Raw genomic sequence first — 15,421 nt, forward strand, 5'->3', positions numbered from 1 at the left:
TCCCATGTCAGCAGCTCACAACGATGAGTCGCATTCCCTCAACCAACGTGCCCGGTCAGTACATCTAGGCCATCACCAGGACCCCGGTCGGTGGGTCAAGGGTCGAGCTTGCTCGATCGCGCAGCGACGCAGCCCTTGACGCGCCGACCGGGTCCGGACGATTGGGCCGCAGGGTGTCGAGCCTCCCCAGCCCGGTTGCTGTTGCGTCAGGCCCGAGGCGAGGGACGGCGCGCCAGCGCCGCCCGCAGCCCGGGCCCTGCGCCGGCGGAGCAGGCGCCTTGACGGAGAGAAGACATTCCTCACCAGGTCGAGAACGGTGGGACTGCGTGGGCGCAGCGGCCGTCGACATGGACGTGTCTCCATTTTCCCGTCCATTCGAGCCTCATGACCTCTACAGTCGCGGAGGTACGTCAATGGGAAAGTGATTAGACCGTCCGACTAGCCACAAGAGGGAGCGTTAATGGACCTGCGTCCTGGCGATCTGGTGAAGATCGAGATCCTTGGTCCGGATGAAGGGTGGGTGGATGACACCGCGAGCCGGCTGACCGCGGCCCTCACGCCGGACCTTCTGCTGATCGAGGGCAAGGAAACGGTGCCCGCCACATTCGACGGAGCCGCTGCGCTGATCGAGTTCCTGATCGGCACGGCGGCGGGTTTGAGCACGGAAGCGCTGCGGGCCATTATCGTTTCGGCTTGGCGCAAAGCTCGATCCGAGCCCACTTCCAGCGCCGGGTCGAAGCCCGGTGTCAAGGATGGCGCGGACGCGCCAGAGGTTACGGTGACCACGACCGCGGATGGTGTGGTCGAGGTTCGGGTGCGGCCGAAGGATTGAAATGCGGAATCTGCTCGTCGAGGACGCGGACCACGACGCCGTCTCCCTCACGCTGAGCTCGGAGGATGCCGTGTTCACCGGCGTCGCAGCAATTCCGCGTCTTGACCTCCTTCGTACCGGCACCGCCGAATTGCTGGTCAAGGGGGAGGACGCTGAGCTGGATCAGAGAGCTGGCCGTTATGCGTCGCTGCTCATTGGCGTGATGGAGCGGGCACTTGGCCCCGACGTTCAGTTGACCAATGGGGAACTAGAGGTCGAGGTCCGTTGCACGGCAGCAGTTCAATCGTTGATTTGGGAGACGCTGCGGCTGAGCGGGGATGAGGCGGAGTCAATCCGCGTCTTTCGCACTTTGCCGGGACTGGCTCCGACCGCCAGGCCCACCGAAGGCGGCGATCTGGTGTGGCTGGCGGCTCGTAAGGTCGAAGACAAAATCGCCCGTTACGGGGTCGCCGGTCCCGTGCTGGCTGAGCTTCGCATCACGGGGGCGATCATGCCGCGATGGGTCAGCACAGCGAGCACGCCGCAGCTCATTCGGGCTCTCCCACGCCGTGTCCCGCCGGATCCCGCACTTGCCCGCATCGTCCACCTAGACGTCCACGGCGGCACCGTCGCCCGCCCCGACGACAATCTGGTCAGGGCTGATTTTGTGGCGCAGTTTGGGCCGGAGACGATGGATGATCAAGAGTTAGAAGGGATCCTTGGCGATCTTGGCTGTAGGGTTTTTGTCTCGAATGCCTGCCACAGTGGTGACTTGCGAGACGCACAGCGTCTTCCCTTTCCCGCGCGACTGCTCAGCCGCGGGACGTCAGTTGCACTAGTAGCCCGAGGACCCGTGCCGGAACTGAGCGCCATTCACTTCCACCGCCACCTCTACGCCGCACTCTCCGTTGGTGCAAGCGTGCTCGACGCCCATGCTCAGGCGACCGCCCGCAGCGCGGAGGAATGGCAAGAGGACCGCGACCGTCGGGCTCGAGGTCTCATCCAGCCGATGTTGTGGGCGCGCTCCATCTCCTCGGCCACCGAGCCTGTCTGTGCCCCGGCTACGAATGGCCTACCCGAGGATCTCCCGGGCCTTCGGAATCACCTGATTGCCACCGCGCAACTCTTCGCCGCGGCCGAGGGAGGCGTCCTGGCCTCGGCGATGATTGCGGCAGAGGGCGAGCTCGCTGCGGGCCGACCCATGCCTCGACTGGTCTTCACTGATGCGGAGTTGAGTCGGCAATCTGCGGCAACTATGGGCAACACGATCCGCTGGGCGCTGGGCACGTCCCCAGATGCACCAACAACCTCCGGCATGGAGATACCACCGCTTCAATTCGAAGAACGTCGCGCGATGTTGCAGCAGCTATTCGGCTCCAAGTCCTCTCTGCTTGACGTCCTTGCCGTGTGCTCGGCCGGTGATCCAGTGCACCTCGCCGCAGCAGCCATGGCCAGTGAATGGGATCCGTTCCGTGCCCTGCTTCGCGCAGGCGAGTTGGGTCAGATGACTGGCGATGTGTCGCAGGATGATCCCGGCGTCCAGCTGGCCCACAAGGTGCTCGAGCCGTTCCCGAACGATCCTGTCATTCGTGCAACCCTCGCCGTGCCGTTGTTGGGCGTTGGCACCGATGCCGAGCTGGCTGGTGCATGGATCCCCCCGGCTCCCAAAGCCTGGATCGACCACGTCGCCGTCCCAGACGCGCGCATCTCCATCGTCAGGCACGCCGGGCATCATTTTATGAAGCCGGACCGATCAGTGCGCGATGCCGCGCGAGCACTATCGTCACCGAAGGCCCTCGCCTCGTTGCGATTGAGTCCAGCATGGCGCGGACCCGAGCTAAAGATGGCACGGCAGCAGTGGGATGTCGCTTGTGCGGAGGCTGCTGCCACGATGCTGGTCCTTTCTGTTGCCGCGCGACAGGCACAGGGCATCGATATAGTCGCACTCACGCACCTTCTCGGTCTGATCGGCAACACCGGATACGGAGACGCGGCGCGACTCGCCGAGGCGATGCGCAAGGGCCTTCCAGGATGGCCGCCGGTGCATCCCGACCTAAGTTCGGCCTGGGACGGCATAGTTGCGGATTGGTCTGAGCTCAACGGCGTCGGTGAATCCCTGCTGGAGAGTGCCCGAGCCGACGAAGGGTTAGACGGTCGCACGCGCCAGCGGAAGCACGCGTACCAACTGGCCCGTGGTGACGACCCGGCTTCGGCCCTAGTAATTGCGGTCACGATGCTGGCGACCGCCTCGCTACACAACCGCTTCGATTACTGCGAATGCCTCCACCTGCTTGGAGAAGCCCAGGAGCGTCTCGGCCGTGTACGCCTGGCCGCCGAGATGCTGCTCAAGGAGCGGGCCATAGACCCGCCGGCCGATCATCGGCGCTTGCACAACCGCGACCACCTGTACGAGCTTGTGTTTGGCCTCGAGCCCCGCGACGACGACCTACTCTTTACCGTCGCCATGGAGGGTGTCGCGATAGCCACCAGGTGCCACGATGGGCAGGCGCGGACACGCTTTCTGACCCGCGCACTCGTATGCGGACTCAACGCGTCCCAAGATGGGTGGCTGCGCAAAGTGGTTGATGATCTGCGCGCAGAAGACACAGTAGATTCGAGCCTTCTTGACTTGGTGCACGGATACCTGCACATCGACGCCGACAAGAAGGCAGCTGTGGCAGCGCTCATGGCGGCAGCCACCGCCCAGGGCACCTATGCTGCGCACGCGTCGCTTTTGCTTAGTGTCGTTGATCCGGAAGGCGCCGAGGCACATCTTTGGCGCGGAGCCCGGACTGATGGCGGCGGGTCCTACCAAACGCTTTGCCTGGACACGCTCGTGATGCAACTCATGCAGGCTGGGCGGGAGAACGAGCTGCGCACCGCGGTGTCAACGGTCTCTAGGGTCCCACGCGATCGACCGCCAATCTGGTACGCGCGAGCCGGTCTCGCTTACCTCGACGAAGATCCGACGTTCGGCCGCCTGCTGGTCGAAGCGCTTACAACGGATGGCGGCAGACGGCTGTCTCTCCTTACTGGCCTGGGGATCCCGCCAACCGCCTTGCCACTGCAAGCGGCAATCGACGCCATAGGCGAACTTGTCCACATGGTCGTCAACCCCGGGGATGGCGGGGTAGCGCCGCTAGCAGCCGCAGACAACATCGCCCGGCTCGCTCGCAAGCTCGACCCGCCCAACCGGCGATGGGCGGTGGCCCGCTTGCTGGGAGCCAGCGAGCAAACTTGGGATCAGCAGAACTTCGCCGTCGCAGCCGGGCTTCGTTCCCACGCCTGCGATCTACTGGCTGAACTCGGCGAGCCCGAAGACCTAGCAGCCTTGGCCGAAGAGATGGGATGGCTGGCGACGTTGAACCGGATACGCGGCCGCCCCACGGACGCGGAGGGACTCTTCCAAACGGCCATTGCGCTCGCCCGGAAGCATTTGCCGCCGTTTGGGATTGCGTCGCTCATCAGCCGATACGGCAACCTCCTGCATGATATCGGCGAGAGCGCCGCGGCTGCGCACCTGCACTGGACCGCTGTTCAGACCGCTCTGCCCAACCTCGCCACAGAAGCATTCCCTACTCCGGAAATCCTGGAGGTGGTATTCAACGCTGTTGCCGCGGTTGATCCAGAGAGCCCCGAACGCGGCCGTTGGGACATCATGTTGGTTAACCTGGCCAATACATTGACGGACAGCGGACAGCCCACCCCGGCGGCCGCGATCATCAACTGGATGGTCCTCCAGATCCAAGCTGGTCACAACGCCAGCGCTGAGACACGCATGCTGCTCGTCGGTGTGACCCGGCGTCTTGCGGGGAGGTAGGAGTCGCCTTTGAGTGCGATGACCTCGGCGTGGTGGACGAGCCGGTCGATCATGGCTGCGGCTACGACGTCGTCGCCGAGGACCTCGCCCCACCGCCCGAAGGGCTTGTTGCTGGTGACGATGAGCGAGGCTCGTTCGTAGCGGGAGGACACGAGCTGGAAGAACAGGTTCGCGGCCTCGGGCTCGAACGGGATGTAGCCGACCTCGTCGATGACCAGCAGCGGGTACCGGCCGAGGCGTCGCAGCTCGTCCTGCAGGCGGCCGTCGTGGTGGGCGCCGGCGAGCGGTCGACCCATTCGGAGGCGGTCGCGAACAGGACCCGGTGCCCGGCCTGGCAGGCGCGGATCGCGATCCCGGTCGCGAGGTGGGTCTTGCCGGTGCCGGGCGGGCCGAGGAAGACGACGTTCTCTCGGGCGGTGACGAAGTCCAGGGCGCCCCAGGTGCGCCCTGACCTCGCGCCGAAGGCCGCGGGCGTGGTCGAAGTCGAACTCCTCCAAGGCTTTTCGCGCGGGGAACCGGGCGGCGCGGATCCGGCCCTCGCCGCCGTGCGCGTCCCTGGCGGACACCTCCCGTTGCAGGCAGGCGAGCAGATACTCCTCGTGCGTCCAGGACTCGGCTCGGGCTCGTTCGCCGAGCCGGTCGATGGCCTCGCGCAGGCTGGGGGCCTTCAACGCTCGGGTCACGTAGGCGAGCTCGCTGGCGATGTCGCGTCCGTTCGCGGCCCGCGGCGCCTTGCCACTGCTCCTACCGGTGTTCCGAGCGGTGTTAGCGGTGGCCATCAAGCCACCTCGTCGTCGGTCAGGTCGGTCGGGTCGGTCGGGTCGGTCGGGTCGTTCAGGCCGAACGCTGCGTCGTAGGTGGTGAGGTCACGTTGCTCCACCGCGTCCGTGTCAGTGGTGTCAGTGGTGTCGGTGCGACGCCGGGCGCGGTGGGCCAGCTCGAGCGCGGCCTGGTGGTGGGCCGGGTCGGTCAGGCTCTGGTGCCTCGCCCAGCACCGCTCGTGCACGGCCACCACACGCCCGTCGAGGGTGACGGTGACCTGGGCGAGGTCGGCGAGCACCTCGACCCTGCGTCCGACGCAGGCCGGGTCCACGGAGTAGTCGTTGCTGTCGATGCGCACATAGTGGTCCCGCGGGAGGCGGACCTGGGTGCGCCATCCGATCGTCGGTGCGACCGGCGGCAGCGCCAGCATCCCGGCCCGGTCGGCGGCCCACCGGGCGGTTGGGGCGCACCCGGTCCGGCGCACCTGCCGGGTGTTCGCGACCGCGAGCCATTCGACGAGCTGGTCGTTGAAGTCGGCCGGGGAGGTGAAGGCCCGGCCGGGCAGGAACGAGGTTTCCAGGTAGCCGTTGGCCCGTTCGACGATGCCCCTGGCCTCCGGGTCCCGCGGGCGGCACTGGTGCACCGCGATCCCCAACGTGCCGCGGAACGCTTCGAAGTCATCGGTCAGCTTCGGCCGGCCGGCCCGCCACGAGCCAACCGCGCTCTCGTTGTCCCACACCAGCTCGCGCGGGACCGCGCCCGCCTGCTGCAGCAGCCGCCAGTGCCCGGCGATCAGGTCCGGTCCCTGCCGGGAGGGCGCCATCACTGCGAACAGCATCCGCGAGTACCCCGACGCCATCACCAGCACCGGCGGAGCTCCGAGCTGGCCGAACCCCAGCGGAACATCGACCGGCGGGAACCACAGATCGCACTGCATCCGCTCACCCGGCAGGTACTCCGTCCGCGAGGCTGGGTCCGGCGGCAGGTACAACGGCCGCAACACCCGCACCCGGTCCTTGAGCACCGTCAGCGACCGCTGCCACCCGATCCGCTGCGCAATCACCGTCGCCGGCATCGTGGGCGTCGCAGCCAGCAGCTCGCGGACCTCCGCCTCGACCGCGTCCACCGCCGACCCCCGGGAGGGACGCCGGTACCTCGGAGGCCGGTCGGACGCCAACGCCTTCTTCACGGTGTTCCTCGCGATCCCCAACCGTCGCGCGATCACCGCGATCGGCAGCCCCTCGCCCCGGCGCAACCGACGAATCTCGGCCCAGTCCTCCACACTGATCACCCTCCACAGGGTCACGCCAGGTGGTCAGATTTCACCCGTCGTTTCTGATCAGTTTTCATCCGTCGGCGACATGCTTGTAATCCCGGAGGGTTCATAGTGCCTTCGGAAGCGCTGCGAGTCACGCGCGTCATCCCTGCGTGAGAACGTCGCTGGGGATCGTCGCGTAAATTGAACCAGTTGGCCACCTATCAAGTTGGGGACGGACCCCGACACCCATCTCGGTGGCAACGCTGGACTTTCCAGCGGTACCCAGGCGCTGACTTTCGCTCAGCCCTGCGGACATCCCTTGCAGAAGTCCCTCTCGAAGATGCCAGTTACGGACGCTCCTGGTCGGCGAAGGGCTCATCCGTTGACCCAACGCTCAGGTCCCATACGCCCACATAGTGGCTCTTCCCAGTTGGGTGTGGGGTGACCGCGACGCGCGGGGTCGCTGCCTGAGCTGGGAATGGGTCGAGGTCCCGGAGGATCAGAGGACTCTTACCTCTTCTGATATCTAGGACCTCGACGTGCCCGAGCCTACGTCGTGCTGCTCTGCGCTGAGCAGCTACTGCGACCGTTGTGACCTTCTCGTCGGCCTGGGCGGCCTGCGCGTGACCGCCGTGGCCCGCGACGACCACGGTGCGTTGGCCGTTGCCGTGGAGTCCGCGCCGGCAGTGATGGGCTGCCCCTCGTGCGGGGTGGTCGCCCACCGACACGGCCGACTCGAGGTACGTCTCGTGGATGCCCCGTCGGCCGGGCGGCCGGTGACAGTCGTGTGGCGCCAGCGGCGCTGGGTGTGTCCCGAGACGTCCTGCCCGCGCGTCTCGTTCGTCGAGCAGGACGAGCAGATCGCCCGGCCACGGGCACTGCTGACCGCGCGGGCGTGCCGGTGGGCGATCGAGCAGATCCGTCGCGAGCACGCCTCGATCCACGGACTCGCGCGGCAGCTCGGCACCGGCTCGGACACGGTCTGGGCCTCGATCCTGCCGCTGCTGGAACAGGCCGCTGCGGACGAGTCCCGCTTCGACGGGGTCACCACCCTCGGGGTCGACGAGCACGTGTGGCACCACGTCAACCCAATCAAGCGCGGGCCGAAGGAACTGACCGGGATGGTCGACCTGACCCGCCAGCCTGACCCGAAGAACCCCGGCAAGCAGGTCGTGAAGGCGCGCCTGCTCGACCTGGTCGTCGGCCGCTCCGGGCCGGCCTACGCCGGCTGGCTCAAGCAGCGCGGCGAGGAGTTCCGCGGCTGTGTGGAGCTCGCGACCCTCGACCCGTTCCGTGGCTACAAAAACGCCATCGATGACCAGCTGCAGGACGCCGTCGCGGTACTCGACGCCTTCCACGTGGTCAAGCTCGCCGGTCACGCCGTCGACGAGGTACGCCGCCGGGTCCAGCAGGAGATCCACGGACACCGCGGACGCAAGAACGACCCGCTCTATCGGATCCGGAACATCCTGCACGCCGGCGACGACCGCCTCACCGAACGCCAACGGTCCCGGCTCGCCGCAGCGATCGCGGCGGACGAGCGCCACGACGAGGTGTGGGTCGCCTACCTCTGCGCCCAGCAGGTCCGCTCCGCCTACCACCAGGCCAGCCACACCGAGGGTCGCGCCGTCGCCGAGAAGATCCTCGACAGCTTCCAATGGTGCCCGATCCCGGAGATCGCCCGGCTCGGCCGGACCCTGGCCCAGTGGCGCGAGGCATTCCTGGCCTACTTCACCGCTGGCGGCGCGAACAGCGGCGGCACCGAAGCGATCAACGGCTTGATCGAGTTCCACCGACGCGTCGCGCGAGGCTTCCGCAACCGCGAGAACTACAGGCTCCGAATGCTCCTGATCGGAGGGGGCCTGAGCCTATGACCCCACACTCAACTGGGAAGAGCCGCTCCACCCCGCCAAGGCCGCGGTCCTTCAGCGAGGTCAGGAACGCCCGCCAGGGCGTCTCGTCCTCGCTGTCGCCGACGTCCAGCCCGAGGATCTCCCGGCCGCCGTCCTCGGTGACGCCGGTGGCGACCACGACGGCCTGGGAGACGACTTGTGCGCGGGCGGGTTCGCGCACGTGCAGGTAGGTCGCGTCGAGGAACACGTACGGGAACCGGGTGTGCCCGAGCGTCCGAGTGCGGAAACGCGGCGACCATCTCGTCCAGGCCGGCGCAGATCCGCGAGACCTCGCTCTTGGAGATCCCGGTATCGGAGCCCATCGCCGCGACGAGCTCGTCGACCGCCCGGGTGGACACGCCGTTGACGTAGGCCTCCATCACGACCGCGTAGAGGGCCTGGTCGATCCGGCGGCGCGGGTTGAGGATGCTCGGGAAGAAGCTGCCCTTGCGCAGCTTCGGGATCCGCAGCTGCACGTCCCCGGCCGTCGTGGTCAACACCCGCGGCCGAGTCCCGTTGCGTTCGGTCTTGCGCTCCTGCGTGGCGCTCGTACCGGCCGGCGCCGATCACCTGCGTGGCTTCGACCTCGATCAGCTCGTGCAACGCCAGCTCGACCGCGTCCTGGATCAGGTTCACCCCCTCCCCAGTGCGGAACGCCTCCAACAACTCGGACAGGGCAGACTGAGACAAGGGCATCGGCGTTGACCCCTTCGATGAGTACTTGGCCGTACACACCGAAGATCCCGCCGATGGCCCCTCACGTCCTCACGACATGCCGGGGCCTCAAAACCCACCACTCAACGGGACTCACACCCTGGAAACCGCAACGGAACGCGCCCAAAACGGTGATTCTCGGGCGTGGGCGTCAATCGGTCCGCTTGAGTCGAACCGCGGCTTTCAGATTCTCAAGAGGGTGACTCGACCATCCTGGGCTCAGCTGTGGTCTCATCCCTGACAGGCTTGGCGCCCTTGGGCGCTGGGCGAGTACGGGCGGACGCAGACCTCGAAAGATCCGCCTGGGCGGGCTAAGAAGTCTTGACGTCAAGAGGTCGTGCGATAACTCGTGCGATAACTCCCGGTGATCCTCGGCGTGTCGCGGTCAACCACGGACACTTGCGCCGACATCCCGAACCTCCGCCCGCCCACCCCGTGAACGACAAAACCGCAGGTCAGAAGCTTCTGACCTGCGGTTTTGGGTGGTGGCCAGGGGCGGGGTCGAACCGCCGACCTTCCGATTTTCAGTCGGACGCTCGTACCAACTGAGCTACCTGGCCGGGACAACGAGTGGAACTATAGCCGACCCCTCGGGGCTTCCTGCAAACCGCCCACGGGTGGCGCAGGAGCGCACGTGAGGGATCGTCGGCGGGTATGGGGAGGTCAGCCGTCGGGGGCGAGCGCCGGGGTCCCGTGCCCATAACTTGCCAACGAACGAGGCAGTAGTGAAAGATTCAAGCACCCTGGGTCGTGAGAGGATGCCGCGACTCATTCTTCGAACCGCAGGGGAGAGACCATGACCGACCACGGATCCGCGTTGAGCGGGGACTGGGATTTCGACCCGGCCCACACCCGTATCGGCTTCTCGGCGCGGCACGCGATGGTGACGACGGTGCGCGGCTCGTTCAACGACGTGACCGGCCGCCTCTACGCCGACGTCGACGACATGGACAAGTCGTACGCCGAGGTGGTCCTCAAGGCCGCCAGCGTCGACACGCGCAACCAGCAGCGTGACGACCACCTTCGCAGCGCCGACTTCTTCGACGCCGAGAAGTGGCCCGACATCCGCTTCGAGAGCACGCAGATCGAGGAGGTCGAGGAGAACGCCTACATGGTCTCCGGCAACCTGACGATCCGCGACATCACCAAGCCCGTCACCATCCCGATCGAGCTCATCGGCGTGCAGACCGACGCCTTCGGCGCGCTGCGCGCCGGCTTCGAGGGCTCGCGCCGGATCAACCGCCGCGACTTCGGCCTCGAGTGGAACATGCCCCTCGACGCCGGCGGCGTGCTCGTCTCGGAGAAGATCTCGCTCGAGTTCGAGATCTCCGCCGTCAAGCGCGGGAGCGACCAGCAGGACTGACCCGCCGGAGGTCGAGGTGTGCGTCGCGCCGGGCGGCCCGTGACACCTCGACCGGACGGGTCGGTCAGGCCCCGGGGCCCTTGGTGCGCACGTCGGCGACGTGCGACATGGCCTCACGCAGCTCGCCGAGCCAGTCGCTCTCGTGCTGGGCGACGAGCTTGACGCACCAGGCCAGCGCCTCGGCGCGTGACCGGGCCACCCCGGCGTCGACGAGCGTGTCGAGCACGAGCCGCTCGGGCTGGCGCAGCCGTGTCATCGCCGGCGCTGCCACGTGCGTGAACAGCTCGGTGTGGTCGCCGACGCGCACGGCCCACGACACCTTCCGCTCGAAGCGGTGCTCGGCCTCGCGGGCGATCTCGATGCGACGGCCGCGGGTGTCCTCGCGGAACGCCTTGGCTCGACCGGCGCGCGCCTCGTCGCGCTCGGCGGCGCTCGACCCGTCGGGCAGGTCGACGTCGGCGACGGTGAGGACGACGGTGATCTCCTCGCGGTCGACGGTGATCTCGGGTGGCGTGCTGCGCCACTCCTCGGGCAGGCGGCCGACGAACCAGCCGCGCACCCGCTCCAGTGCCTCGTTCGTAATCATGTAATCAGGATTACTCCATTACCCGAGAGCGTCAACGTCTTACGCCGGAGGCAGAGGGCGAGGGCGCATGCCGTCGGGTGGCGAGCGGACGGCATACGCCCTCGGTGGAGGGTCCTGGGGCGGGAGCGCGAGCGTCAGCGGCGGCGCGCCCGGATCGAGTAGGTGCCGGTCCCGCTCGGTCGGTAGTGGCGCACCTGGGCGACGTAGCGACCGGGGGTGAGCCCGGCACGCACGCGCGCGTTGACGCCGTAGCCGCTGTCGTCGTCCTCGCCGACGAGATCGGTGTCGCTGTCGGGCCCGAAGAGGGAGAGGTAGACGTCGGTCGACCCGCGCGTCGACACCTCGTAGAGCCCGTCGCTCGCGACGTCGAAGGCGTAGAGGTCCTCCTCGCCGGCAGCTCCGATCGAGGCCTCGACCTTCGGGCCGTCGATCGTGAGGGTCGCCGCGTCGGTGACGACCGGGGCGCCCTTGGGATACATGGCCGCTCCCGCGACGAAGGCCTGGTCGAGCGCCGAGAGGTCGTCGTTGGCATGCGTGGCGACACCGTTGAGCGTCCACGTCGCCGGGAAGGCGTAGAGCATGATCGAGTCGGGGTCGAACTGCGTCCCCTTGATCTGGTCGACGGCGTACTTCATGAAGACGTTGTGGCGGACCTTGGCCTCGTCCCAGCGGTTCGGTGGTCCGGCGAGGGCCGCGATGACGACCGGTTCGTTCCATTCGATGCCGCCCTGCGGGTTCGAGTGCTCGTGCGCGAGCCCGATGGCGTGGCCGAACTCGTGGCCCGCCGTGCCGCCGTCGAGGAAGCCGAGGTTCATCGTCGCCTCGTTGCTCGGGATGCCCTTGTTGTCGGTGCCGACGTAGGACCACGCGCCGTCGGTGGGGTCGAACGAGACCCGGAGGTCGGCGTTCGGGTGGTTGCCGAAGTCGAAGGAGATGTTGCACGCGGCCTGCCACCACGCGGCCTGCTCGCGCGCCTTGGCCTGCTGCGCGGGCGTGCCCTCGAGGAAGCGGACCTTCAGCGTCGTGCCGTTCATCCACGCCTTGCCGATGGGCGAGATCGCGCGGTCCGCACCGTCCGGGCCCCGCTCGCGCCGGTGAGGGCGCATCAGGTCCTTGGGAAGGATCCGGTCGAAGCACACGTGCGGTGCATCCGTCATGGCGTTCCCCCAATCATTCCGGGGCGCAGTCGCGTCCACCGTCCATCGTCCTACCGCCGGCGGTCGCGCACAGCCGAATCGGCCGTATGCCGTGTGGTGGCGCTCGTGGGCCGCTGCGGGCTGGTTGACTCCTGCCCGAGCGACAGCCCACGATGGATGATTTGGGGACACCCCGAAGCAGAGGAGAAGCGCCGTGGGCACGGTGGTCATGTACGGCTCGGTGTCGGTGGATGGCTTCGTCGCGGACGAGAACGACCAGCCCGGACCGCTGTTCGACTGGTTGTCCGACGGTGACGTCCCGTTGGACGAGAGTGGCGAGCTGCTGGTGTCGCAGACGTCCTACGACTACATCCGGCCGTACTGGGACCAGATCGGGGTGACACTCGTCGGCCGCCACGTCTTCGACCTGACGGACGGCTGGGACGGGAAGCCTCCGAGCGGGATCGACCACGTGGTCGTCGTGACGCACCGGCCGCCGCCCGACGGCTGGGACCCCGAGGCGCCGTTTCACTTCGTCGACGGCGTCGAGGCAGCCATGGCCCAGGCGCAGGAGCTTGCGGGTGACCGCATCGTCGAGGTCGCCGCTGGTGACGTCGGGGGCCAGATGCTCGCCGCGGGCCTCGTCGACGAGGTGCGCATGGACGTCGTACCCGTCGTGCTCGGGTCCGGCAAGCGCTACTTCGGGTCGGTCCACGCCCAGCACCTGTTGGAGGGTCCCGACGTGGTGATCCGGGGCGACCGGGTGCTGCACCTGCGCTACCGAGTGCGCCGTTGACCGATCCGAGCGGGTGACACCAGATCGGGGCTCCGGCTGCGTCTGCGCGTCGCTGCCCGGGCCCGACGCGCCAGCCGACATCCAGCCGGCGACGACCCCCTCAAACGTGAAGAGCCGGTTCGGCGGCGGGCTCGGGACGCTCGGCTGCTGCGGTGGTCGCGGCATCGGTGCGGGCGAGCCGGCTCGGCCACCACATCCGTGCCCCGATGTCGAGGTTGAGGGCGGTGACGAGGACCGAGCGGACGATCAGCGTGTCGAGCAGGACGCCGAGTGCCACGGCGAAGCCGATCTCGGCGAACGCGACGATCGGCATCGTCGCGAGCACCGCGAAGGTGCCGGCCAGCACGAGCCCCGCCGACGTGATGACCCCGCCCGTCGCAGCGAGCCCCACGAGCGACCCGCGCCACGTCCCGACCTTCTTCGCCTCCTCGTGGACACGGGTCATGAGGAAGATGTTGTAGTCGATGCCGAGGGCGACGAGGAAGACGAAGACGAAGAGCGGGAACGAGGAGTCGGCGCCGGCGAACCCCAGCACGTGCCGGAAGACCAACGCGGACAGGCCGATTGCCGCTCCGAAGGAGAGCAGGACCGTCCCGATGAGGACGAGTGGTGCGGTGAGGGCGCGTAGCAGGAGCACGAGGATGAGCAGGACGACGCCGAGGATGACGGGGATGATCCGCTCGTTGTCGTCGGAGCTGGCCCGGAGCGTGTCGACGCGGGTCGCCGTGTCACCTCCCGCGATGGCGTTCGCACCCGGCACGGCCGCGATGGCCGTCCTGATCCGGTCGAGCGTCGCGGTCGCCGCGTCGGAGTCCGGGGCCGAGGTGAGGGTGGCCTGGATGAGCGAGCGGCCGTCCCGAGTCACCGGGTCGGCGACCGTGTCGACGCCGTCGACCGCCTCGAGCGACGACCGCACCTGGGCGGCGGCGGCCCCGTTCGCCAGGACGAGGACCGGGGACCCGCCGCCGGCGGGGAAGTGCTTCGCGACGATCTGCTCGCCGATCACCGACGGCGGCGTCGTGTAGTAGGAGTCCTTGTTCTGCAGCCCGACCGCGTTGAGCTGGAGCACCCCGAGCGACGCGATCGCGAGCAGGAGCGACGTCACCACCCACGTGCGTCGCGGTGCCCGGGCGATCCGGGCGCCGATGCGGGCCCAGACCCCGTCGCGGGTGCCGTCGACGGAGCCCAGGGTCGGGCGGACGGGCCAGAAGACCCAGCGGCCCAGGACGACGAGCAGGGCCGGCAGCAGCGTCAGCATGACGAGCAGGGCGACGGCGATGCCGATCGCGGCGACGGGGCCCAGTCCCTTCGTCGAGCTCATGGACGCGAAGAGGAGGCAGAGCATGCCGGCGACGACCGTGGCACCCGAGGCGAGGATCGCCGGGCCGGCGCGGTGCAGGGCAACCGCCATGGCCTCGTGCCGGTCGGCGTGACGGCGCAGCTCCTCGCGGTAGCGCGCCACGAGGAGCAGCGCGTAGTCGGTACCGGCGCCGAAGACGATGACCGTGAGGATGCCGGAGCTCTGCGCGTTGACCGTGAGGGTGTCGCCGTCGGCGAGGAAGTAGATGACGCCCTGCGCGACGAACAGGGCGGTGCCCGCCGAGACGACGGGAAGGAGCCAGAGGATCGGGCTTCGGTAGGTGATGAGCAGGATGAGGATCACGACGGCCATCGCGCTGTAGAGCAGCTTGCCGTCGATGCCGGAGAACGCCTCCGACGAGTCCGCGCCGTAGCCGACCGGCCCGGTGACGTGCATCGAGAGACCGGCGGGCCCGTTGGCGGCGATGTCGCGCATCTGCGTCGCCGTGGTGCTGAGGGAGTCCCAGCCGGCTTCCCCGGCGTCGACCGGGACGATGACCTGGAGCGCCTGGCCGTCGGCGGACGGGATCGGGCCGACCGAGTCGCGCTTGACCGGCTCGAGGGCGTTGAAGCGCGCGACCTGCGCGGTCACGGCGGCGAGGTCGGCCGGCGTGACGCCGCTCGGCCGCTCGTAGACGATGACGGCGGGGAACTCGTTGGTGCTCTGGAACGCCGAGATCTGGTCGACGACCTGGGTCGACTGGGCGTCCGCGGGAAGCCATGACGCGGCCTCGTTGTTGAGGACCGACTGCAGCTTCGACGACGGGCCGGCGAGGAAGCCGACCACGACGATCCAGAAGCCGACGACGAGCCACTTCGTCACCCGGGAGGACGGGATTCGCGCAAGCCGCCCGACATCGCCGATCCTGTTGTCATTCATGGCATTTGCCCCCTACCGGAGTCTGCCGCGCAGTCGCGGCCCCA

General features: G+C 68.1%; 9 protein-coding genes, 1 tRNA gene and 2 pseudogenes. 5 read left to right on the plus strand and 7 right to left on the minus strand.

Going from position 1 to position 15,421, the window contains the following annotated elements; genetic code table 11:
• The first annotated feature begins 460 nt into the window (after window positions 1-460).
• Together ASG96_RS05840 and ASG96_RS05845 are read left to right on the plus strand one after the other, a co-directional pair.
• Window positions 461-832 (plus strand): hypothetical protein, encoded by a 372-nt coding sequence (locus ASG96_RS05840; RefSeq protein WP_157610687.1) that lies wholly within the window; start codon window positions 461-463, stop codon window positions 830-832.
• A gap of 1 nt (window position 833) precedes the next feature.
• Window positions 834-4,631, plus strand: a complete 3,798-nt coding sequence (locus tag ASG96_RS05845; RefSeq protein WP_057587288.1) for a hypothetical protein — start codon at window positions 834-836, stop codon at window positions 4,629-4,631.
• On the opposite strand, the pseudogene istB reads toward ASG96_RS05845, so the two are convergent.
• Both istB and istA read right to left on the minus strand, forming a co-directional pair.
• Window positions 4,565-5,410 (minus strand): annotated as a pseudogene (gene istB / locus ASG96_RS05850) (IS21-like element helper ATPase IstB). The gene ASG96_RS05845 and the pseudogene istB overlap by 67 nt on opposite strands.
• Window positions 5,410-6,684: an IS21 family transposase gene (istA, locus tag ASG96_RS05855; RefSeq protein WP_057588328.1), complete on the minus strand. Its 1,275-nt coding sequence runs from the start codon at window positions 6,682-6,684 to the stop codon at window positions 5,410-5,412. The pseudogene istB and the gene istA overlap by 1 nt, the downstream one beginning before the upstream one ends.
• A gap of 590 nt (window positions 6,685-7,274) precedes the next feature.
• Here istA and ASG96_RS05860 point away from each other — a divergent pair.
• Complete coding sequence (locus ASG96_RS05860; protein WP_057587290.1) at window positions 7,275-8,525, plus strand: ISL3 family transposase; 1,251 nt, start codon at window positions 7,275-7,277, stop codon at window positions 8,523-8,525.
• Between the two features lie 28 nt (window positions 8,526-8,553).
• On the opposite strand, the pseudogene ASG96_RS22585 reads toward ASG96_RS05860, so the two are convergent.
• Window positions 8,554-9,239, minus strand: a pseudogene (locus ASG96_RS22585) (IS256 family transposase); the annotation flags it as partial.
• 501 nt (window positions 9,240-9,740) lie between these two features.
• Window positions 9,741-9,817 (minus strand) — tRNA-Phe (locus tag ASG96_RS05870).
• A 236-nt stretch (window positions 9,818-10,053) separates the two neighbouring features.
• Between ASG96_RS05870 and ASG96_RS05875 the strand changes: the two genes are divergently transcribed.
• Complete coding sequence (locus ASG96_RS05875) at window positions 10,054-10,620, plus strand: YceI family protein (protein WP_056752036.1); 567 nt, start codon at window positions 10,054-10,056, stop codon at window positions 10,618-10,620.
• A gap of 64 nt (window positions 10,621-10,684) precedes the next feature.
• Here the strand turns inward: ASG96_RS05875 and ASG96_RS05880 are convergent, their stop codons facing one another.
• On the minus strand, window positions 10,685-11,206 hold the full coding sequence (locus tag ASG96_RS05880; protein WP_056752038.1) for a hypothetical protein: 522 nt from the start codon (window positions 11,204-11,206) through the stop codon (window positions 10,685-10,687).
• A 134-nt stretch (window positions 11,207-11,340) separates the two neighbouring features.
• Window positions 11,341-12,363 (minus strand): M12 family metallopeptidase, encoded by a 1,023-nt coding sequence (locus ASG96_RS05885; RefSeq protein ID WP_056752040.1) that lies wholly within the window; start codon window positions 12,361-12,363, stop codon window positions 11,341-11,343.
• Between the two features lie 193 nt (window positions 12,364-12,556).
• On the opposite strand from ASG96_RS05885, the gene ASG96_RS05890 reads away from it, so the two are divergent.
• Window positions 12,557-13,138, plus strand: a complete 582-nt coding sequence (locus tag ASG96_RS05890; RefSeq protein WP_057587293.1) for a dihydrofolate reductase family protein — start codon at window positions 12,557-12,559, stop codon at window positions 13,136-13,138.
• Between the two features lie 100 nt (window positions 13,139-13,238).
• Here ASG96_RS05890 and ASG96_RS05895 read toward each other — a convergent pair whose 3' ends face one another.
• A complete protein-coding gene (locus ASG96_RS05895; protein ID WP_057587295.1) occupies window positions 13,239-15,377 on the minus strand; it encodes an MMPL family transporter in 2,139 nt (712 codons plus the stop codon).
• Window positions 15,378-15,421: the final 44 nt, after the last annotated feature.

Source organism: Terrabacter sp. Soil810 (assembly GCF_001429645.1).
Classification (GTDB): domain Bacteria; phylum Actinomycetota; class Actinomycetes; order Actinomycetales; family Dermatophilaceae; genus Terrabacter.